Here is a 19,823-nt window from a genome sequence, read left to right as displayed (position 1 = left end):
GGCGGGTTTCCGGACGTAAAGCGAAGCAGTCCGGAAACCCGCCCCCGGAGGACCGAACCCGGCACCACAACGCACCACCGCGGCCCCCGCCCAAACACCACCCACCCCGCCGAAGGCGAAAACAGGGCACGGCGGGCCACCCGACAACGTAGGAGGCGGGGCTACGAGCCCAAAGAGGCACGGCGGCGCCACCCGACAACGTGGGAATGAGCCCCCAGCGCTTAGCTGTGACCCAGCTCCTCGGCCGGCCCCGTCTCCTCGACGGACCCACCATCCCGCTCGGGCCGAAGCGACAAGGGCTCAACAACGGTCTCATCGACAACCGGCGCGGCCGGCCGCGGCGGTTTAGGCATGACGGCAGCCTCGGAATGCGCCCCACACCCGTACGCGAGGGACACCACGCGGCCGTCCGCCGGGGCGAACTCGTTCGCGCAGACGCCGAACGCCTGGCCCAGGGAGCCGGGCAGCGGGCTGAGGAAGCCGCAGGTCACGCAGGTGGCGGGGGCCGCCTGGGCCATCGCGGACCGGGCGCCGTAGGCCTCTTCCCAGCGATCGGCGGCGGTGCGCAGGCCGTAGCGGGACAGCACCCGGGCGCGGCGCATGCCCAGTTCCTCGGCGACGGCCGCGATGCTGCCGCGCTCGGGGGCGGGCTGGACGGCGGGCGAGCCGGGGACGACGTCCGCCTCCTCGGAGTCGGCGACGTCGGCGGCCATGCCCTCGGCGACCGGGGAGTTCGGCGGCGGGACGTCCTCGCCGGTGAAGCCGGGCTCCAGGCGCAGGTCGTCGGACTCGGTGGGCAGCAGGTCGCCGGGGCCCATGTCGCCGGGGCGCAGCCGCTCGCTCCACGGCACCCATTCCGGTGCGAGGAGGGCGTCGGGGCCGGGCAGCAGGGCCACCTCGTCGAGCGTGACGGCCTTGGCGCGGGAGGCTCTGGCGACCGTCGCGGCCCAGCGCCAGCCCCGGTAGCCGGGCTCGTCGCAGGCGAAGAGGTGGGTGACGACGCGGTCCCCGTCGGCGACGGCCTCGATGTGCTCGCCGACCGTGCCGGGCAGCGCGGCTTCCTCCGCCGCCGCCCGCGCGAGATCGACCGCCTCGGCGCACAGGCGGTCAGGGGTACGGCTTCGCATCGCAGCACTCACAAGAATCGATTCTCTCTTCCACGCCGTCTCACGAGTGCGCCAGCCGGAGCTGTCCTTGTCCTGTCCGGACGACCGGCGGTACCGGGGCGGGCGGAGCGGACCAGGGGACCGCGTCGACGTCCGCGCCCGGTCGTTCCGGTCGAGCGCACCTCTTACGTCCCATTCTGCGGGATCGCGAGGAGGCACGCGGCCAAGAACGACCGCCGGTGGCGCGCTACACACGCTACCCCTTCAAGAGTGGACGACCCCTCGGCGGGAGCGGCAAATATCCACGGCCGTGTGCGCGGGCCGGGACGCCCCGCGCGGCAGGGCGGAGAAAGTGCCCTCTCCTGGGCGAGTTGGGGCAGTATGGCCGGGTTGCTGCCGCACGGGGCGTCGAAAGTGTCGGAGATGTCGAGGACGTCAGGGAAGTCGTCACAGGTCTCGCGCGCCTCGACGCGCGGCGGGGACGGGCGCGGCCGGGCCCGCCGGGCGGGGCGGGCCGTCGGCAAGGCGCTGCACCGGCCGTTCACCGGAGCGGCCCGCGGGGTGCGGCGCGCCACCCATGCGCACGGCGCCGGGGAGTCGGGCCTGGGCAAGCTGATCGAACTGCACGCGGTGAACTCCGCGGGGGACGTGATGATCACCATCGCGCTGGCCTCGACGGTGTTCTTCTCGGTGCCGACGGATGAGGCACGGGGCCGGGTGGCGCTCTATCTGGCGGTCACTCTGGCGCCGTTCGCGCTGCTCGCGCCGGTGGTCGGGCCGCTGCTGGACCGGGTGCCGCACGGCCGGCGGGCGGCGATGGCGGGGTCGATGCTGGCGCGGGCGCTGCTGGCGCTGACGTTGTCGGGCGCGGTCGCCACCGGGGGGCTGGAGCTGTATCCGGCGGCGCTGGGCGTGCTGGTGGCGTCGAAGGCGTACGGGGTGGTCCGCAGCGCGGTGGTGCCGCGGCTGCTGCCGCCGCGGATTTCGCTGGTCAAGGCGAATTCACGGGTGACGCTCGCGGGGCTGCTGGCGACCGGGCTGGCGGGTCCTGCCGGGGCCGGGCTGCATCTGATCGGGCCGAGCTGGCCGCTGTACGGGGCGTGTGTGGTGTTCCTGGCCGGCACGGTCCTGTCGTTCTCGCTGCCGCACAAGGTCGACTCGGCGAAGGGCGAGGCACGGGCCCGCCTGGCGTCCCGGGACGCGGCGCGGCAGGCGGGCGGCGGGCGGAAGCCCGGACTGCGGACGGTCGGCCCGTCGGTGCTGCACGGCCTCCAGGCCAACGCCTGTCTGCGGGCCCTCTCCGGTTTCCTGACGTTCTTCCTGGCGTTCCTGCTGCGGGAGCATCCGCTGGGCGGGCTGGGGCCGGCCACCTCGCTCGGGCTGGTGGTGGTGGCGGCCGGTACCGGCAACGCGCTGGGGACGGCGGTCGGCGCCTGGCTGAAGGCGCGGGGGCCGGAGCGGATCATCGCGGCGATGCTGGCGCTGGCGCTCTGCGCGACGGTGGTGGCGGCGGTGTTCTACGAGGGGGCGGCGGTGGTCGTGGTGACCGCGGCGGCGGCCGCCGCGGGGCTGTGCCAGGCGCTGGCGAAGCTGTCGTTGGACGCGATGATCCAGCGCGATGTGCCGGAGGAGGTGCGGACCTCCGCGTTCGCCCGGTCCGAGACGGTGCTGCAGATGTCGTGGGTGGTGGGCGGCGCGATCGGGATCTCGCTGCCGCTGGTCGGCACGGTGGGGATGGCGGTGGCCGCGGGGCTGGTGGCGCTGGGCCTGGTGCTGGCCGGGCGGGGGCTGCTGAGCGCGGCCCGGCGGGGCGGTACGCGCAGCGCCCGGGTGGCCTGACCGGCGACGGGCGACGCGGCACGCCGTACCCGGGGGTGGCGTGAGCTGAGGCGCCCGATAGCCTGCCCGTATGACCGCTGCGTTGATCTCCTGGGGCAAGGGCCGCCGTGCCGCTGCCGCCATCGGTGCCGTGTCCCTGGGTCTCCTCACCCTCTCCGCCTGCGAGAAGCCGACCGCGCTCGCGACCGTGACCGTCAACTCGAACACGGTGACGGCCGAGGCCACTCCCGGCTGCGACGGTGACGGCAAGGTCCTGTCCAAGAAGGACGTCACGGCCTGCCTCACCAAGAAGGGCGACAAGACGATCACCGTGCGCCCCGGTGAGAAGGTGCGCGTCGGCGTCGAGCCGGATGTCGCCAAGTCCGGCTGGATCGTCATCGGCGCCGGTCCCGTCATGCGTGAGCCCAGCAAGCAGACGTACCGCAGCTTCGACGCGGACACGCTCTTCATGCAGCAGAACCCGCAGACCGGCCAGACCACGTACTCCAAGGACGTCACCCTCCAGGTCGCCGAGCTGGGCGCCGGTGAGGGCCCGAAGGCGATGTGGCACTTCACGCTGAAGCAGGAGAACTAGGGCGTACGGGCCGGATGATGCGGGTCCTGGTCGTCACGGCGGTGGCCGCCGAGCGTGACGCGGTGTGCGCCGCGGCGGAGCCCGGCGGCGGGACGACGCTGCCGGGCGGCCACGAGCTGCGGCACGCGGCCGGCCTGCCGGTGGCGCTCGACGCGCTGGCCGCCGGGGTCGGTCCGGCGGCCGCGGCCGCCGGCACCGCCACCGCGCTGACCGCCGCCGCGCTCGCCGGGCAGCCGTACGGCCTGGTCGTCTCGGCCGGTATCGGCGGCGGCTTCTCCCCCGGTTCCGGCTCCGGCGCGCCGCTGGGGTCGGTGGTGGTCGCGGACGCGATCGTCGCGGCCGACCTCGGTGCCGAGACCCCCGACGGCTTCCTCCCGGTCACCGAACTCGGCTTCGGGACCGTCGCGCACCACCCCGACCCGGCGCTGGTGCGGGCCGTCACGGCGGCGGCCGGCGCCCGGTCCGGCGCCGTCGTCACCGTCTCCACGGTCACCGGCAGCGCGGCCCGCGCCGCCGAGCTGGCGGAGCGTCATCCGGGGGTGCTGGCCGAGGCGATGGAGGGCTTCGGCGTCGCCGAGGCGGCCGCCGCCCACGGGGTGCCGGTGCTGGAGATCCGCGCGGTCTCCAACGCCGTCGGCCCCCGCGACCGCGCCGCGTGGCGCATCGGCGACGCGCTCACCGCGCTGACCGGCGCCTTCCGTACGCTCCCCGGAGCCCTGACGGCCGCCGCCGCACCGGCTCCGGAACCCCCACGTCCCTGAGGAGGACCCCGTGACCCGGCCGCTGCAGATCGCGTACTCGCCGTGCCCGAACGACACCTTCGTCTTCGACGCGCTGGCGCACGGCCGGGTCCCGGACGCGCCGGAGCTGGCGGTCACCTTCGCCGACATCGACGTCACCAACGGCATGGCCGAGCGCGGTGAGTTCGATGTGCTGAAGGTGTCGTACGCGGTGCTGCCGTGGGTGCTGGAGGAGTACGCGCTGCTGCCCTGCGGCGGGGCGCTGGGGCGCGGCTGCGGGCCGCTGGTGCTGACCCGGGAGGAGGGCACGGCCGCTGACCTGGCGGGCAGGACGGTCGCGGTGCCCAGTGAACGGTCCACCGCGTACCTGCTGTTCCGGCTGTGGGCGGCGGCCGAGGTGCCGGGCGGGGTCGGGGAGATCGTGGTGCTGCCGTTCCACGAGATCATGCCGGCCGTGCGCGACGGCAAGGTCGACGCGGGCCTGGTCATTCACGAGGCGCGCTTCACGTATCAGAACTACGGCCTGTTCTGCCTGGCCGACATGGGTGAGCACTGGGAGCACACCACCGGCCTGCCGATCCCGCTCGGCGCGATCATCGCCAAGCGGTCGCTGGGCGAGCGGACGCTGCGCGGCCTCGCGGCGGCGATCCGCAGTTCGGTCCTGATGGCCTGGGACGATCCGGAGGCTTCCCGGCCGTATGTCCTGGAGCACGCCCAGGAGATGGACCCGAAGGTCGCCGACCAGCATATCGGGCTGTACGTCAACGAGTTCACCGCCGCCCTCGGCGAGGACGGCTACGCCGCGGTGCGCGGGCTGCTCACACGCGCCGCGGCCGAGGGGCTGGTTCCGCCCCTCGGCCGCGATGCGCTGAGCTTCGTATGAGCCGTGCCTGCCGGCCGGCCGGTCGTTCAGACGTCCAACTGGTCGGCGACGGCGCGCAGCATGCCGGCGATCTTGGCGCCGTGCACCTTGTCGGGGTAACGGCCGCGTTCGAGCTGCTGGGTGACGTTCTCCAGGAGGGTGGTGAGGTCCTGGACGATCGAGGCGAGTTCGTCGGGCTTGCGGCGCTGCGCCGCGGCCACCGAGGGGGCGGGGTCGAGGAGTGTCACGGTCAGCGCCTGATCGCCGCGCTGGCCCGCCACGACGCCGAATTCGACGCGCTGGCCAGGCTTGAGTGCGGCCACGCCGTCGGGAAGCACCGACGAGTGCACGAAGACGTCACCGCCGTCATCGCGGGAGAGAAAGCCGAAGCCCTTCTCACTGTTGAACCACTTGACCTTGCCGGTAGGCACGTCTGTCCTCGTCCTCGTACTCGTCGGAAAAATAACTGGGCCGGGTCTACTGCGGAACTGCGGTCTGGAGTCTTCCCGCTCGGGTGAGGCCGGGCGGTAAGGGTCTGGATAGCAATGCAGCGGGCCGCAGGACCCGCCACCCCAAGGCTAATGGTCCCGAGGCCGGTGACAAGACGCCGCCGGGTGGGTCCTCCGTGCTTCTGGCCCGGACTTACCCTGGTCAGGTGTCTGACGAAACGCCCCCTGCCGGGGATCTCCTGGTCCGAATCGGCGCGATCATGTTCCTAGTTGGCGCGGTGGCCACTCTCGCCACGGTGGCGCCGCTGTTCCTGGGGACCGATCCGCTGCCGTCCGTCTTCTACGGCGTGTGCATGCTCATGGGCGCCGGTTTCGTCGTCGCGGCGGCCGGAGTGATCCGTTCCGTTGTCGCGCAGCGCCGTCAGGTGGCGGCGGCCTCGCCCCCGCCCTCCGCCACATAGCGCGCCAGCCAGGACGGAAACTCCGTCAGGTCGCCGAGCACCACCTCGGCGCCGGCCGCGCGCAACTCCGTGGCGTCGCACGGGCCGGTGGCGACCGCGACGGACAGCGCGCCGGCGGTGTGCGCCCCGGCGATGTCGCCCGTGTGGTCGCCGACGTAGATCCGGGCGTGGTGCTCACGCAGCGCCGCGGCCTTGCCCTCCGCCCACAGGGAGCCGACGAGGGCGTCCACGTCGAGCCCGAGGTGGGTGAGGTGGAGCCGGGCGTTGGGCTCGTGCTTGGCGGTCACCACGATCGCGCGGGCGCCCGCCGTACGGACCGCGTCGAGGGCCTCCCGGGCGCCGGGCAGGGCGGTCGTCGCCCGGACCGCGTGGTCCGGGTACAGCGCGCGGTAGAGGTCGGCGGTCTCCGCCACCCGCTCCTCGGGGAACCACCGGCGTATCTCCTGCTCCAGCGGGGGCCCCAGCCGGCTCACCGCGAGGTCGGCGTCGACGAAGGTGCCGGTCCGGGCGGACAGCTCGTGGTAGGCGGCCCTGATGCCGGGGCGGGAGTCGATCAGCGTCATGTCGAGGTCGAAGCCGACCGTCAGCGGGTGTGCAGCCATGCCCGCCATTGTGCCCGCGGCCCCGTTCGGGCCGTCCGGCCCGGTCGCCTCGCCCGGCTCACCGCGCCTGGCTCACCGTGTAGGACGCCGCATCCGCCACACCAGGAACAGCGCCGAGGCGACGGCCGCCGCCCGCACCACGCCCGGCAGCCCGTCGAGCAGCTCCTGCCCCAGCCGTCCCTGGGCGATCGGCTCGCCCCACCGGCCGTCGAACCGGCCCCACAGCCACACCACCAGACCGCCGACGACGGTGCCCGGCACACCGAGCGCCGCGAGCTTGGCCTCGGTACGGGTCAGCCGCTGCGAGACGTAGGCGAGTCCCCAGCCGCCCGCCAGCGCGAGCCAGGACCCCAGGGCCGCACCGGCCACCAGCAGGAGCACCGCCAGCGTCAGGACCGGGTTGAGCGGCGGCCGCGCCGGGACCGCCACCACGGTGTCCTCCCCCGGCTCGGCCTCGGCCGGGGGCTCGGCGGCGGGCGGGCGGCCGAGCGCGCGCCGGAGCATCCGGGGCAGCGTGCGGCCCGCCGGCGCGCCCCCGGCCTGCCCGTTCTTCCCGCCGTCCCCGTCCGCGCCGTCCTTCGTCAGCGACGCCGGGCGCTCGTCCTCGGGCCGGTCCCACATCTCCGGGATCTCGATCCCGCCGACGAACCCCGGCACGGTCTCCCCGGGCCCGAACGGCGCCGGCTCCACCCGCCACCAGTCCGGCGCGTCGCCGTCCCCCAGCTCGTCGGCACCGGCCAGATGTGGCGGCAGACCGACCGTCGGCGCGGTGTCCGGCGCCTCGCCGCGCGGGGCGGGGAGCCTGCCGCGCGCCTTGCCGTTCCCGGCCGCGGTGCCGCCGTCGGCCGTCCGGCCCGTCAGTCCGCTGCGCGCGGCCAGGCCGGTGAGCTTCTCGCGCGCGCCGGTCCGGCGCCGGGGCGGCTCGGCGGGCCGTGGGGCGAGCGGTACGGCGGGCCCGTCGGCGGCGGCCCCGGCACCCGGCTCCTGCCGCGCCGCGCCGCCCCGGGCGGCGCCCGGCACCCGGTCGTCCGCGCTGCCCGCGGCCGCGACCACCGCCTCCGGCGTCCCCAGCCGGGCCAGCGTCCGTTTCACCCCGGACACCGAATCGGCGCGGCTGCCGTCGATCTCGGCCCGGAGGCCGGTCACCAGCCGCATCCGGGTGGCGGCGGGCAGGCCCCGCTGCTGGGCCAGGTCGCCCACCCGGCTCAGATAGTCCAAGACGAGCTGATCACTCTCGATCCCCACGAAATCCCCTGCGGCGTCCGCTGGTTGCTGCCCCGACGGTACCGCTTCGGCGGGCGGCCGGGCCGGAGGCTGCCGGGGGCGGGGGCGGCGGGTCCGTTCCGGTCCGGGGCCGAGCGGGGCGCCGCCGTACGGCCGCACGCTCCCCGGTCCTTCCCGGCCCCGCTAACGTAGGACGAATGACCGGTACACCCCGCACCCTCGCCGAGGAGCTCAGGACCCGCCCCGACCACGGGCTCGCCGGGCTGCTGCGGGCACGGCCCGACCTGCTCAGTCCGGTGCCGGGCGATGTGACCCAGCTGGCGACCCGGGCCGGGACGCGGGCGTCGGTGGTGCGTGCCGTGGAGCGGCTCGACCGGTTCGTGCTCCAGACCGCCGAGGCGCTGGCGGTGGCGCCCGACCCGTGCCCGTACGACACGCTGGGCGCGCTGATGGGCGGGGACGCCGGGGACGCCGCGGTCGCCGCCGAGCTGCCCAGGGCGCTGGCGGAGCTGCGGGCGCAGGCGCTGGTGTGGGGCCCGGACGACCGGCTGCGGCTGGTGCGCACGGCCCGTGAGCTGCTCACGCCGAGCGCCGCGCACCCGTCGCCGACCGGCCTGGGCCCGACCGTCGCCGAGGCCATGGCGGGGACGTCGCCGGGGCGGCTCCAGGACGTCATCGCCGCGGCCGGGCTGCCGGCCACCCACGACCCGGTGACCGCGGTCGCCGCGCTCGGCGCGCTGTTCACCGACCGGACGCGGATGGCGGCGCTGCTGGACACCGCGCCCGCCGAGTCCGTCGCCGTACTGGACAAGCTGCTGTGGGGCCCGCCCTACGGCGCGGTCACCGAACGCCCGGCCCCGCATCTGCAATGGCTGCTGGACCGGGGGCTGCTGATCCCGGCGGGCGCCCGGAACGTGGTGCTGCCCCGGGAGGCGGCGCTGCATCTGCGGGGCGGCCGCGCCCATCACCGGCCCGAGCCGGTGCCGCCCGCGCTCTCCCCCGCCACGGAACGCGATCCACAGCTTGTGGACAACGCCGCCGCGAGCCAGGCGTTCACCGCGCTCGCGACCGTCGAGGAGCTGCTCAAGGAGTGGGACCTGGGCGGGCCGGCCGTCCTGCGCGCCGGCGGGATGAGCGTGCGCGACCTCAAGCGGACCGCCACCGCCCTGGACACCACCGAGCAGCTCGCCGCCTTCTGGCTCGAACTCGCCTACGCGGCCGGGCTGATCGCCTCCGACGGCGAGGCCGACGAGCGGTTCGCGGCCACCCCGGCCGCCGAGGAGTGGCTGCAGCAGCCGGACCACGAGCGCTGGGCGGTGCTGGCGGCCGGCTGGTTCGCCGCGACCCGCGCCCCCGGCGTCGTCGGCAGCGCCGACGCGAAGGGCCGCGCGCTCGCCGCCCTCGGCCCGCACCTCGACCGCTCCCCCGCCCCCGAGGTCCGCCGCCGCGCCCTCACCCTGCTCGCCGCGCTCCCGCCGGGCACCGCCGTCCCGGCGACGGCGGTGCTGGCCCGGCTGCGGTGGGAGCGTCCGCTGCGCGGCGGCGCCCCGGCCGCGAGCCAGATGCCGGCCGCCGGCGTCGGCGGCGCCGCGCCCAGCCCCGCCGACGACCTCCGCTCGCGGCTCGCCCAATGGTCCCTGACCGAGGCCGAGTTGCTCGGCGTGACCGGCCGCGGCGCGCTCTCCACCCACGGCCGCGGCCTGCTCGACGGCGCACCGGACGGCACCACCGCCGCCGAAACCACCGCCGCCGCGGCCCACGCCGCCGCCCTGCTCGCCCCGCTCCTGCCCGAACCCGTCGACCACGTCCTGCTCCAGGCGGACCTGACCGCCGTCGCGCCCGGTCCGCTGCGCCGCCCGCTCGCCGAGGCGCTCGGCGTGCTCGCCGACATCGAGTCCAAGGGCGGCGCCACGGTCTACCGCTTCACCCCCGGCTCGGTACGCCGGGCCCTGGACGCCGGCCGCTCCGCCGCCGAACTGCAGGAGTTCCTCGCCACCCACTCCCGCACCCCGGTCCCGCAGCCGCTCGCCTACCTCATCGACGACGTGGCCCGTAAGCACGGGCAGTTGCGGGTCGGCGCGGCCACCGCCTATGTCCACTGCGACGACGACGCGCTGCTCTCCGAGATCCTCGCGGACCGCCGCGCCGCCACCCTCCGGCTGCGCCGGCTCGCCCCGACCGTGCTCGCCGCCCAGACCTCCCCCGACCAACTCCTCGACGGCCTCCGGGCGATGGGCTACGCCCCGGCCGCCGAGTCGGCCGCCGGTGACGTCCTGATCGCCCGCGCCGACTCCTACCGGACCCCGCCGCGCACCGCCCCCGCCCCGGTCCCCGACGGCCCGCCGTCGCCCGACGCCACCCTGCTCACGGCGGCGGTACGCGCCATCCGCGCGGGCGACCTCGCGGCCACCGCGGAACGCAAGCCGGTCCAGGCCCCCACTGCCGCCCCCGGCGCCCTCCCCCGCACCACCTCCGCCGAGACCCTCGCCACCATGCAGGCCGCGGTGCTCACCAACTCCGCACTCTGGATCGGCTACGTCAACGCCGACGGCGCCGCCAGCCAGCGCGTCATCGCCCCCGTACGGGTCGAGGGCGGCTTCGTGACGGCCTACGACCACACCTCCGACGAGGTCCGCACCTACCCGCTCCACCGCATCACCGGCGTCGCGGAACTGGCGGACGACTCGGTCTGAGGGGCCCTTGCCGCGCAGGGCCCCGAGCCGCACCGCTGACGGTCGCCGCGGCGATGCGGCACACTGGACGTTTGGCCGCATCTGCGGCCGAGGACCGCGGTCGGGAGTGACGGCCGGGGCCGGCGGCCGGTCACCGGTGGTTGTCGGCCGGTAGCGAAAGGCGAGGCGTGTGAACGGACCCCTCATCGTCCAGAGCGACAAGACGCTGCTGCTGGAGGTGGACCACGAGCTGGCGGACGCCTGCCGGCGGGCCATCGCGCCCTTCGCCGAGCTGGAGCGGGCGCCGGAGCACATCCACACGTACCGGGTGACGCCGCTGGGGCTGTGGAACGCGCGGGCCGCCGGGCACGACGCCGAGCAGGTCGTGGACGCGCTGGTGCAATACTCGCGGTATCCGGTGCCGCACGCGCTGCTCGTCGACATCGCCGAGACGATGTCCCGCTACGGGCGGCTGACGCTGACCAAGCACCCCGCACACGGCCTGGTGCTGACCACCACCGACCGCCCGGTGCTGGAGGAGATCCTGCGCTCGAAGAAGGTGCAGCCGCTGGTCGGGGCGCGGCTGGACCCGGACTCGGTCGTGGTGCACCCGTCGGAGCGCGGGCAGATCAAGCAGACCCTGCTCAAGCTGGGCTGGCCGGCCGAAGACCTGGCCGGGTACGTCGACGGTGAGGCGCACCCGATCGAGCTGCGCGAGGACGGCTGGGCGCTGCGGCCCTACCAGCAGCAGGCCGTCGAGGGGTTCTGGCACGGCGGCTCCGGTGTGGTCGTGCTGCCCTGCGGCGCGGGCAAGACGCTGGTCGGGGCGGGCGCGATGGCGCAGGCCAAGGCGACCACGCTGATCCTGGTGACGAACACGGTCTCGGCCCGGCAGTGGAAGCACGAGCTGGTGAAGCGGACCTCGCTCACCGAGGACGAGATCGGCGAGTACAGCGGGACGAAGAAGGAGATCCGGCCGGTCACCATCGCCACGTACCAGGTGCTGACGACCAAGCGGAAGGGCGTCTACCCGCACCTGGAGCTGTTCGACTCCCGGGACTGGGGCCTGGTCGTCTACGACGAGGTGCATCTGCTGCCCGCCCCGGTCTTCAAGTTCACCGCGGATCTCCAGGCCCGGCGGCGGCTGGGGCTGACCGCGACGCTGGTGCGCGAGGACGGCCGGGAGTCGGACGTCTTCTCGCTGATCGGGCCCAAGCGGTTCGACGCCCCGTGGAAGGAGATCGAGGCGCAGGGCTACATCGCCCCCGCGGACTGTGTCGAGGTGCGGGTCAACCTGACCGAATCGGAGCGGCTGGCGTACGCGACGGCCGAGACCGAGGAGAAGTACCGCTTCTGCGCCACCACGGCCAGCAAGCAGTACGTGACCGAGGCGCTGGTGCGCCGCCATCAGGGTGAGCAGACGCTGGTCATCGGGCAGTACATCGACCAGCTGGACGAGCTGGGCGAGCATCTGGACGCCCCGGTGATCAAGGGCGAGACCACCAACGCGCAGCGCGAGAAGCTCTTCGGCGCCTTCCGTGAGGGCGAGATCTCGGTGCTCGTGGTCTCCAAGGTCGCGAACTTCTCCATCGACCTGCCGGAGGCGACGGTCGCGATCCAGGTGTCCGGCACCTTCGGCTCCCGCCAGGAGGAGGCCCAGCGGCTCGGACGGGTGCTGCGCCCGAAGGCGGACGGGCACGAGGCGCGGTTCTACTCGGTCGTCGCCCGCGACACCATCGACCAGGACTTCGCGGCGCACCGCCAGCGCTTCCTGGCCGAGCAGGGGTACGCGTACCGGATCGTGGACGCGGACGAGCTGCTGGCGGCGGACGAGGACGTCTGAGCCGGCGGCGGCTCAGGCCGCCCGGGACGGGCTGACCGCTTCCCGGGCGGCGCGCGGCGCGGGCAGGCCGGCCGGAGGCACGGGCGGCAGCCGCGTCCACCACACGACCGCGCCCAGCAGCGCCAGCCCGAGCAGGGGATACGGGGACGCGAACGGCTGCTGCCACCAGCTGACCCGCAGATCGAGGTCGCCGGTGTGCGGGACGATCCACAGCGTGCGGGCGGTGAAGGCGAGGGTGACGGCGGCCAGCAGTGCCCGGCGCCAGGGCTTGCGCCGGGTGTGGGCGGCGAGCGCGGCGAGCAGCGGCACACACCAGACCCAGTGGTGGGACCAGCTGATCGGCGAGACCAGCAGCGCCGTGACGGCCGTACACAGCACGCCCCAGCCGTCCAGGCCGCGGCGCAGGAAGACGCGGCGGGCGGCCCAGAGCCCGGCCGCCGCGGTCAGCAGGGCGGGCACCGCCCAGAGCAGACCGGGCTCGGGCAGGTGGAGCACCCGGGCGAGCAGGCCCTGCAGGGACTGGTTGTCGACGATCCAGACCTTGCCGACCCGGCCGGTCTCGAACATCCGCCGGGTCCAGAACTCGATGCTGGCGTCCGGCAGGACCAGCCAGCCCGCCAGTACCGACACCAGGAACCCGGCGAGCGCGGTGCAGGCGGCCTTCACCCGGCCGGTGACCAGGAGGTAGACGGCGAAGAGCGCGGGGGTGAGCTTGATGCCGGCCGCGAGGCCGGTGGCGAACCCCTTGAAGCGGGCGCCGTCCGGACGGGAGAGGTCCCACAGCACCAGGCAGGTCAGCGCGAGGTTGACCTGCCCGAAGACGAAGGTCTGGAAGACCGGCTCCAGCCACAGGCCGAGCGCGGTGGCGGCCAGCAGGACGGGCGCGGTGTGGGCGGCCCGGCGCAGGCCGGCGGCCTTGCAGGAGAGGTGGATCAACAGCGCGAGCAGCGCGGCGTTGACCAGCACGCAGACGACCTTGAGCGTGCCGAGCGAGAGCCAGGTGGTCGGTATGAAGAGCAGGGCGGCGAACGGCGGGTAGGTGGCCGGAAGGTGCCACTTGGTGACCGTGAAGCCGTAGAGGTCACCGCCGGTGGCGGCGGCCGCACCCTCGGCCCGGTAGACCGCTATGTCGGACATCGGCAGCGGCTGGACCTGGTAGAGCATCCAGAGTCCGGCGAAGGACGCCAGGAGCAGCGCCGTGGCGAGCACCAGCCTGCCGGGGTGCGCGACGCTCTGCGTCCAGGTGCGTCTCCATGTCCACGTCCTCTCGGCGGCAGACACCGCTGACCCCTCCCCGTTGCCCTGAGCCCGCCCAACGCGGTGACGCTAGTGGATCGAGGCCGACGGTCCGTAACGGTTTCCGGTCATCCGGGTGGCGACGCGGGTCGGCTTCTCGGACCGGCACGCGGTGGCGTGCCCGATCGGTTCGCGCACGATCTGTCCGCACCTGGCCGGTACGTGCGTGATGCGGCTCACTGCCCGTATTGTGCGCGGTGCACGCGGGCAGGGGCAGCCGAGGCACGCACTCAGCCGCATGTCGCGGGGGCGGAGTCAGTCGTCCGCGTACTCACCCATGACGACGACGCTGAAGGCGGCCGAGGCGAAGACCTTGATCGCGCGGAGGGCGTTGCCCACGACATGGTGGTGTTCGTGGACGGCCGCCGCATCGGGGCCGGTGCCGAGGGCGGTGGCGCCCTTGGCCGGGTTCAGGGAGACGGGGTGGACAGGACCTGGGGGAATCGCTGCGCTGCTCATGACTCCATGATGAAATTCACGCGATTGGAGCACATCGGTCCATAGGTCCATCCCTGGGGGCCGGATGTCCGTCTCCAGACCCACCCCACCCCCTACGGGAGACCGACGGCGGCCACCGCCGGGGCCCGCCGTAAATCCGTTGGCGCCCTCCTGAGCGGCTGACTACAATCGCGCGTCTGCCTGCCTCCCGTCGAGGAGTGCCGCCGCCCGGTCGGAAACCGGTCGGCCCTTCGCTTCACGCCGCTGACCCGCGCACCGCATGACCGGCGCTGCGCACCGACACCGGCCCGCCGCGCCCCGCGCTCACCGGCGCGCGCCCGCCGACGTACCCGCCACGGAGGCAACCGCCGTGCCCTCGCACGCCCACCACCCGACCACGGAACCGCGCACCGAGAACTCCCGCCCGGCATCCGACGACCCGCTGCACCGCGAGAAGACGCACCTGGCCGCCTCCCGCGCCGCCCTGCGCGCGATGCGGGCGGACGCCGAGGCGCTCAACATCGCCGACGTCACCGCGAACTGGGTGAACGCCGAGGTCCTCCAGGGCGAGATCGACGCCCGTATCAAGGCGCTCGCCGACCTCTCGCACACCCCGCTCTTCTTCGGCCGCCTCGACTACCTCCACGCGCCGGGCCTCGAACTCGCCGAGGGCGCCCCGGGCGAGAACTTCTACATCGGCCGGCGGCACGTCCACGACGCCGACGGCGACCCCATGGTCATCGACTGGCGCGCGCCCGTCTCCCAGCCGTTCTACCGGGCCTCCAAGAAGGACCCGATGGACCTCAAGCTGCGCCGCCGCTTCGGCTACACGGGCGGTGAGCTGACCGCGTACGAGGACGAGCACCTCACCGACCCGTCCGAGGCCGCCCGGACCAGCGCCCTGCTCCAGTCGGAGATCGAGCGGCCGCGTGTCGGTCCCATGCGCGACATCGTCGCCACCATCCAGCCGGAGCAGGACGAGATCGTGCGCGCCGGCATCGGCGGCACGGTCTGCGTCCAGGGCGCGCCGGGCACCGGTAAGACGGCGGTCGGTCTGCACCGTGTCGCCTATCTGCTCTACGCGCACCGCGAGCGGCTGGCCCGCTCCGGCACCCTCGTCATCGGCCCGAACCGCTCCTTCCTGCACTACATCGAGCAGGTGCTGCCGGCCCTCGGTGAGCTGGAGGTCAAGCAGGCCACGGTCGATGACCTGGTCGGGCATGTGGAGGTGCGCGCCACGGACGACGCGGCCACCGCGACGGTCAAGGGGGACGCGCGGATGGCGGAGGTGCTGCGGCGGGCGGTCCGTTCGCACATCACCGTGCCGCAGGAGCCCTGTGTGGTCGTCCGCGGCTCCCGCCGCTGGCGCGTACCGGCCTGCGAACTCGAAGAGATCGTCGGGGAGTTGCGGGACCGGGACATCCGCTACGGGGCGGCCCGGGAGGCCCTGCCGCAGCGGATCGCCCATGCCGTGCTGATCCGTATGGAGCAGGCGGGCGAGGCGCCGGACGACCGGGTGCAGGACGCGGTGGCCCGTAACCCCGCGGTGAAGGCCGCGGTCAAGGCGGTGTGGCCGCCGGTCGACCCGGCGAAGCTGGTGCTGCGGCTGCTGACCGACGCGGAGTTCCTCGCCGAGCAGGCCGAGGGGGTGCTGACCGACGAGGAGCAGAAGACGCTCCTGTGGACGGGCGCCGGTACGGGCAAGCGGCCGCCCCGCAGTGTGAAGAGCGCCAAGTGGTCCGCCGCGGACGCGGTGTTGGTCGACGAGACGATGGACCTGGTCGCCCGCACCCCGTCGCTCGGCCATGTGGTCCTCGACGAGGCCCAGGACCTCTCCCCCATGCAGTACCGCGCGGTCGGCCGCCGCTGCACCACCGGCTCCGCGACCGTCCTCGGCGACATCGCCCAGGGCACCACCCCCTGGGCGACCGGCACCTGGGAGGAGGCACTCACCCACCTGGGCAAGCCCGGTGCGGCCGTCGAGGAGCTCACCCAGGGCTTCCGGGTGCCGCGCGAGGTCATCTCCTATGCCTCCCGGCTGCTGCCCGCCATCGCCCCCGATCTGACGGAGGCCACCTCGATCCGTGAGTCGGCGGGCGACTTCGAGATCCGTACGGCCGACGCCGCGGACCTGACCGCCGCCACCCTCACGGCCTGCGACGACGCGCTGACGAAGGAGGGCTCGGTCGGGCTGATCGCCGCCGAGGCCCGGATTCCGGCGCTGCGCGCGGCCCTGGAGGCGGCGGGCGTGACCTGCCTTTCCCCGGGCGAGGAGACCTCGCCCGAGGCCCGGCTGACCCTGGTACCCGCCACCCTCGCCAAGGGTCTGGAGTACGACTACGTGGTCCTGGACGAACCCGCCGCGATCGTCGACGGCGAACCGGACGAACGGACCGGGCTGCGCCGCCTGTACGTCTGTCTGACCCGGCCGGTGTCCGGTCTGACGGTGGTCCACGCCACGGCGCTGCCGGAGCAACTGGGCGAGAGCTGAGGCTTAGTGGCACGCGACGGCGGCGGGCCTTCCGGGAACCCCGCCGCCTGACGCACCCGCCTCAGGCGACCTTGGCGCAGATCATGGTCCGGCCGTCGTAGACATTCCAGGAGTAGCGGTAGCGGCCCGGCTCCCCCGGGCAGGCGCCGGTGCCGGACGAGGCCCGCAGGACGGCCGTGACCTGCATGATGTAGCTGAACTCCCGGGGCACCCGGTCGGCGCTGCAGTTCCACGCGGTGAGCAGGTTCGCCGGCCCCGGGCGGCCCCCCTGGGCCTTGGCCAGAAAGCACTGCCCCTTACGGAACTGCCGCTCCACACACAGGTTGGTGGACGAGGAGCCCGCCCCGCCGTGCCACCAGCCGCCCCGGCCCCCGCCGCTCGGACAGCTCCCGGCCCCGGCCACCCGCAGCACCCGCAGATACGCACCGGCGGCGCCGCAGCCGACCCGTACCGGCGCCGCACGGCTCCAGTTGCCGTAGCCGTCCTGGTAGGCGTCGAGGCAGTCGCCGGCCCGTACGGCCGCGAAGGCCGCGTCGACCGCGCTCGGCGTACGGGGCGCCGGGGTCGTCGGCCGGGAAGCGGTCCCGCCGGTGGACGTACCGCCCGACGAGCCGGAGCCCGCCCCACCGCTCGTGGACGTACCGGAGTCCAGCCCGCCGCTCGTCGTCCCCGAGCCGGTCCCGCCGGCCGTGTACGTACCGCCCGACGAGCCGGAGCCTGTCCCGCCGCTTGAGTACGTACTGCTCGACGACCCGCTGGAGGAACCGCTCGACGTACCGCTCGACGACCCGCCGGCCTCCCCCGCCTCCCAGGGCTTCCAGACGAAGAGCACGAACGCCAGGCACAACAGCACCGCCCAGCCGCAGCCAGCGCCGGAGGAGGAAGCGGCGGCCTGCGGGGCGGACGACGCCTTGGTCGCGGCGGACGGGGCGGACGGGGCGGCCTTCTTCGCCGCGGCGCGTGCCCGCTGCTCCCGCGAGGCCGCCTCGGCCCGCTTCTTCCGCTCCTTTTCGGCGCGTTCACGACGCTCCCGCTCGGCGCGTTCACGACGCTGCTGCTCGGCGCGTTCACGACGCTGCTGCTCCGCGGCCTGCGCGGTCGCCCGCGCCCTGGCCTGCGCCCGCTTCCGCTCCTCCGCCTCCCTGCGCTCCCGGGCCCTGCGCGCCGCCCGTTCCCGCTCCTCCTGCTTCAGCCGCGCCGCCCGCTCCTCCCGCGCCCGGCGCGCGGCGTCCTCGTCCTGCTGCTGACGTGCGTCCCGTTCCTGCGTGTAGACGCGGGTGGGCTCCGGCGGCGGAACCTGCTCCGTCAGCGCGTCGGCGGTGGGGGCCGGCCCGCCGCCGCCCTCGCGCAGGGCCCGCCCCTGCGCCTCGTACTCCTCGATCAGTGCGGTCCACCGGGGCGGCAGCCAGCGCTCGCCGCGCCGTGAGGTCGGCCACCGGTCGAGTTCCTCCAGGAACTGCCGCAGCAGCTCGGCGGGTTCGGGCCGCTCCTCCGGGCCGGCGGCCAGGCACGGGCGGATCAGCGGCGTCAGCTCCCGGGGCAGCCCGGTCAGGTCCAGCGCGCCGCGCTGCACGAGCGTCAGCAGCCGGATCGTGTCAGCCGTTTCGGGGTACGGCGGGCGGCCGACGGCGAGATGGAAGAGCGTCGCGCCCAGCGAGTACACATCGGACGCCGTGGTGGAGGGCTCGGCGCGGGCCTGCTCCGGCGAGGTGAAGGCGATGGTGCCGAGCGTCAGCGACGTACGGGTGAGGTCGTTGGCGTGCGAGATGCCGAAGTCGATGAGCCGCGGCCCGGCCAGCGGCAGCAGGATGTTCTGCGGTTTGACGTCCCGGTGGACGATGCCCTCGTCGTGCAGGATCACCAGGGCCTGCGCGGTACCCGCCGCGATCCAGCGCACCGCGGAACCGGGCAGCCGTCCGGCGCTGCGGACGAGTTCGGACAGCGCGGGCGCCGGTATGTACTCGATGGCCATCCAGGGCAGTTCGGCGTCCGGGTCGGCGTCCCGCACCCGGGCCGTGAACACGCTGTCGATCCGCCGGGCCAGCGTCACCTCGCGGGCGAACCGCCGCCGGTCGGTCTCGCTGACGACGCCCTCGGCGAGCAGCGTCTTGACCGCGGCCAGCGACCCGTCCGTAGTGGACCGCGCCAGATAGATCCGCCCCATACCGCCCGAGCCGAGCCGCCCCAGCATCCGGTAGACACCGAGCCGCTCCGGATCGTCACCGCCGAGCGGCCTGACTCCCGTACCCACCATGGCGTGCCACCCTCCCCCCGGTCCCCCCACCGTGACACCCTCCAAACAGTGCCACGCCAGAGGGAGTTGAGGAAGCGGGCCGTACGGCGCCCCGGAGGCCACGAACGGCCCTCGTTCCCCCTCAGGGGCCAGCACCCTCGGGCCGCCCTTGAACCACCCGGGCCCCTCGGAGATCCGTCAGCCCCACCAGGCGCCTGGGCGACCCCTCGGCCCCACCACCCCGGGGCCAGACCGGATCAGATCTTCTGGACGACGGGCGCGTCCAGCGCCTGCCGCCACTCCCGTACCGCCGCCGCCTCCACCGGAGCCGACCAGCCGGCGGGCCGGGCGGCGCCCCCGATGTGGAACGCGTCGAGGCCGGCCGCCCGCAGCCTCGGCAGATGGCCGAGCGCCAGCCCCCCGCCGACCAGAATCCGCGGCGCGTACCCGGGCTCGCCCGCCGCCGCACGCGCCTGCTCGGCCAGCAGCGTCGGCAGCCCCTCGTCGACGCCCTGCGCGGACCCGGCCGTCAGATACGTGTCGAGCCCCGCGGCGCCGGCCGCCCCGGACAGCTCCTTGCGCAGCGCGTCCCGGTCGGCGGCCCGGTCGATGGCCCGGTGGAAGGTCCACCGGCAGCCGTCGATCGCCTCGGCCAGCGCCGTCACCGCGGCGAGATCCGGCCGCCCGTCCGGTGTCAGGAACCCGAGGACGAACTCCTCGGCGCCCTCCGCCCGCAGCGCCGCGGCCTCCTCGCACAGCGCCGCCATGTCACCGGCCGCGAAGCCGTCGGCGGCCCGCAGCATCACCCGCAGCGGAAGCCCGACCGCCGCCCGGACCGCGGCGAACGTGGCCCGGGGCGGGGTGAGCCCGTCGGCGGCCATGTCCGTCACCAGCTCCAGACGGTCGGCCCCGCCGGCCTCGGCGACGACCGCGTCCTGCGGGCCGAGCGCGATCACTTCCAGCAGCGCGCGCTTGCTCATATGACCCAATCCT

General features: G+C 74.6%; 17 protein-coding genes. 8 read left to right on the top strand and 9 right to left on the bottom strand.

Annotated elements, in window-relative coordinates:
• Window positions 1-221 precede the first annotated feature (221 nt).
• The gene (locus tag ACWC9R_RS29660) at window positions 222-1,127 is read right to left on the bottom strand and encodes a DUF3027 domain-containing protein (protein ID WP_450736092.1); all 906 of its coding nucleotides are present in this window, start codon (window positions 1,125-1,127) and stop codon (window positions 222-224) included.
• Window positions 1,128-1,529: 402 nt separating this feature from the next.
• Between ACWC9R_RS29660 and ACWC9R_RS29655 the strand changes: the two genes are divergently transcribed.
• From ACWC9R_RS29655 to ACWC9R_RS29640, 4 genes are all read left to right on the top strand, one after another.
• Window positions 1,530-2,945 carry an MFS transporter gene (locus tag ACWC9R_RS29655; protein ID WP_450736090.1) on the top strand — a complete coding sequence of 472 codons (1,416 nt, stop codon included), beginning with the start codon at window positions 1,530-1,532 and terminating at the stop codon, window positions 2,943-2,945.
• A 70-nt stretch (window positions 2,946-3,015) separates the two neighbouring features.
• Window positions 3,016-3,519 (top strand): hypothetical protein, encoded by a 504-nt coding sequence (locus tag ACWC9R_RS29650; RefSeq protein ID WP_450736088.1) that lies wholly within the window; start codon window positions 3,016-3,018, stop codon window positions 3,517-3,519.
• 17 nt (window positions 3,520-3,536) lie between these two features.
• Window positions 3,537-4,280, top strand: a complete 744-nt coding sequence (locus ACWC9R_RS29645; RefSeq protein ID WP_450736093.1) for a futalosine hydrolase — start codon at window positions 3,537-3,539, stop codon at window positions 4,278-4,280.
• 10 nt (window positions 4,281-4,290) lie between these two features.
• On the top strand, window positions 4,291-5,142 hold the full coding sequence (locus ACWC9R_RS29640; protein ID WP_450736086.1) for a 1,4-dihydroxy-6-naphthoate synthase: 852 nt from the start codon (window positions 4,291-4,293) through the stop codon (window positions 5,140-5,142).
• A gap of 26 nt (window positions 5,143-5,168) precedes the next feature.
• On the opposite strand, the gene ACWC9R_RS29635 is transcribed toward ACWC9R_RS29640, so the two are convergent.
• On the bottom strand, window positions 5,169-5,552 hold the full coding sequence (locus ACWC9R_RS29635; protein ID WP_018089689.1) for a cold-shock protein: 384 nt from the start codon (window positions 5,550-5,552) through the stop codon (window positions 5,169-5,171).
• 224 nt (window positions 5,553-5,776) lie between these two features.
• Between ACWC9R_RS29635 and ACWC9R_RS29630 the strand changes: the two genes are divergently transcribed.
• Window positions 5,777-6,031, top strand: a complete 255-nt coding sequence (locus ACWC9R_RS29630) for a hypothetical protein (RefSeq protein ID WP_450736084.1) — start codon at window positions 5,777-5,779, stop codon at window positions 6,029-6,031.
• Here the strand turns inward: ACWC9R_RS29630 and ACWC9R_RS29625 are convergent.
• Both ACWC9R_RS29625 and ACWC9R_RS29620 read right to left on the bottom strand, forming a co-directional pair.
• Window positions 5,992-6,633: an HAD family hydrolase gene (locus ACWC9R_RS29625; protein ID WP_450736082.1), complete on the bottom strand. Its 642-nt coding sequence runs from the start codon at window positions 6,631-6,633 to the stop codon at window positions 5,992-5,994. The genes ACWC9R_RS29630 and ACWC9R_RS29625 overlap by 40 nt on opposite strands.
• A gap of 72 nt (window positions 6,634-6,705) precedes the next feature.
• Window positions 6,706-7,878 carry a hypothetical protein gene (locus tag ACWC9R_RS29620; protein ID WP_450736081.1) on the bottom strand — a complete coding sequence of 391 codons (1,173 nt, stop codon included), beginning with the start codon at window positions 7,876-7,878 and terminating at the stop codon, window positions 6,706-6,708.
• 176 nt (window positions 7,879-8,054) lie between these two features.
• Between ACWC9R_RS29620 and ACWC9R_RS29615 the strand changes: the two genes are divergently transcribed.
• Complete coding sequence (locus ACWC9R_RS29615; protein ID WP_450736080.1) at window positions 8,055-10,550, top strand: helicase-associated domain-containing protein; 2,496 nt, start codon at window positions 8,055-8,057, stop codon at window positions 10,548-10,550.
• A gap of 169 nt (window positions 10,551-10,719) precedes the next feature.
• Complete coding sequence (locus ACWC9R_RS29610) at window positions 10,720-12,372, top strand: DNA repair helicase XPB (RefSeq protein WP_450736079.1); 1,653 nt, start codon at window positions 10,720-10,722, stop codon at window positions 12,370-12,372.
• A 12-nt stretch (window positions 12,373-12,384) separates the two neighbouring features.
• On the opposite strand, the gene ACWC9R_RS29605 is transcribed toward ACWC9R_RS29610, so the two are convergent.
• The 3 genes from ACWC9R_RS29605 to ACWC9R_RS29595 all read right to left on the bottom strand — a co-directional run bounded on the left by ACWC9R_RS29605 (window position 12,385) and on the right by ACWC9R_RS29595 (window position 14,127).
• On the bottom strand, window positions 12,385-13,653 hold the full coding sequence (locus ACWC9R_RS29605; RefSeq protein WP_450736077.1) for a glycosyltransferase 87 family protein: 1,269 nt from the start codon (window positions 13,651-13,653) through the stop codon (window positions 12,385-12,387).
• A 45-nt stretch (window positions 13,654-13,698) separates the two neighbouring features.
• Window positions 13,699-13,848 (bottom strand): hypothetical protein, encoded by a 150-nt coding sequence (locus ACWC9R_RS29600; RefSeq protein ID WP_450736075.1) that lies wholly within the window; start codon window positions 13,846-13,848, stop codon window positions 13,699-13,701.
• Between the two features lie 75 nt (window positions 13,849-13,923).
• Entirely contained in the window at window positions 13,924-14,127 is a 204-nt protein-coding gene (locus tag ACWC9R_RS29595; protein ID WP_450736073.1) for a hypothetical protein, read from the bottom strand.
• 349 nt (window positions 14,128-14,476) lie between these two features.
• On the opposite strand from ACWC9R_RS29595, the gene ACWC9R_RS29590 reads away from it, so the two are divergent.
• Window positions 14,477-16,597, top strand: coding sequence for a HelD family protein (locus ACWC9R_RS29590; RefSeq protein WP_450736071.1), 2,121 nt, complete (start codon window positions 14,477-14,479; stop codon window positions 16,595-16,597).
• A 61-nt stretch (window positions 16,598-16,658) separates the two neighbouring features.
• On the opposite strand, the gene ACWC9R_RS29585 is transcribed toward ACWC9R_RS29590, so the two are convergent.
• Both ACWC9R_RS29585 and ACWC9R_RS29580 read right to left on the bottom strand, forming a co-directional pair.
• Window positions 16,659-18,851, bottom strand: coding sequence for a serine/threonine-protein kinase (locus ACWC9R_RS29585; protein ID WP_450736070.1), 2,193 nt, complete (start codon window positions 18,849-18,851; stop codon window positions 16,659-16,661).
• A gap of 236 nt (window positions 18,852-19,087) precedes the next feature.
• Window positions 19,088-19,810 (bottom strand): copper homeostasis protein CutC, encoded by a 723-nt coding sequence (locus ACWC9R_RS29580; RefSeq protein ID WP_450736068.1) that lies wholly within the window; start codon window positions 19,808-19,810, stop codon window positions 19,088-19,090.
• Window positions 19,811-19,823 lie beyond the last annotated feature (13 nt).

Source organism: Streptomyces sp. NPDC001219, assembly GCF_053597915.1.
Note: the sequence above shows the minus strand (reverse complement) of the source record. Positions and strands in the feature narration are given on the sequence as shown.

Excerpts from the sequence above, each read along its gene's own strand:
- ACWC9R_RS29660 (WP_450736092.1), bottom strand. The coding sequence starts at position 1,127 with ATGCGAAGCCGTACCCCTGACCGCCTGTGCGCCGAGGCGGTCGATCTC.
- ACWC9R_RS29645 (WP_450736093.1), top strand. The coding sequence starts at position 3,537 with ATGCGGGTCCTGGTCGTCACGGCGGTGGCCGCCGAGCGTGACGCGGTG.
- ACWC9R_RS29625 (WP_450736082.1), bottom strand. The coding sequence starts at position 6,633 with ATGGCTGCACACCCGCTGACGGTCGGCTTCGACCTCGACATGACGCTG.
- ACWC9R_RS29650 (WP_450736088.1), top strand. The coding sequence starts at position 3,016 with ATGACCGCTGCGTTGATCTCCTGGGGCAAGGGCCGCCGTGCCGCTGCC.
- ACWC9R_RS29585 (WP_450736070.1), bottom strand. The coding sequence starts at position 18,851 with ATGGTGGGTACGGGAGTCAGGCCGCTCGGCGGTGACGATCCGGAGCGG.
- ACWC9R_RS29595 (WP_450736073.1), bottom strand. The coding sequence starts at position 14,127 with ATGAGCAGCGCAGCGATTCCCCCAGGTCCTGTCCACCCCGTCTCCCTG.
- ACWC9R_RS29615 (WP_450736080.1), top strand. The coding sequence starts at position 8,055 with ATGACCGGTACACCCCGCACCCTCGCCGAGGAGCTCAGGACCCGCCCC.
- ACWC9R_RS29655 (WP_450736090.1), top strand. The coding sequence starts at position 1,530 with ATGTCGAGGACGTCAGGGAAGTCGTCACAGGTCTCGCGCGCCTCGACG.
- ACWC9R_RS29580 (WP_450736068.1), bottom strand. The coding sequence starts at position 19,810 with ATGAGCAAGCGCGCGCTGCTGGAAGTGATCGCGCTCGGCCCGCAGGAC.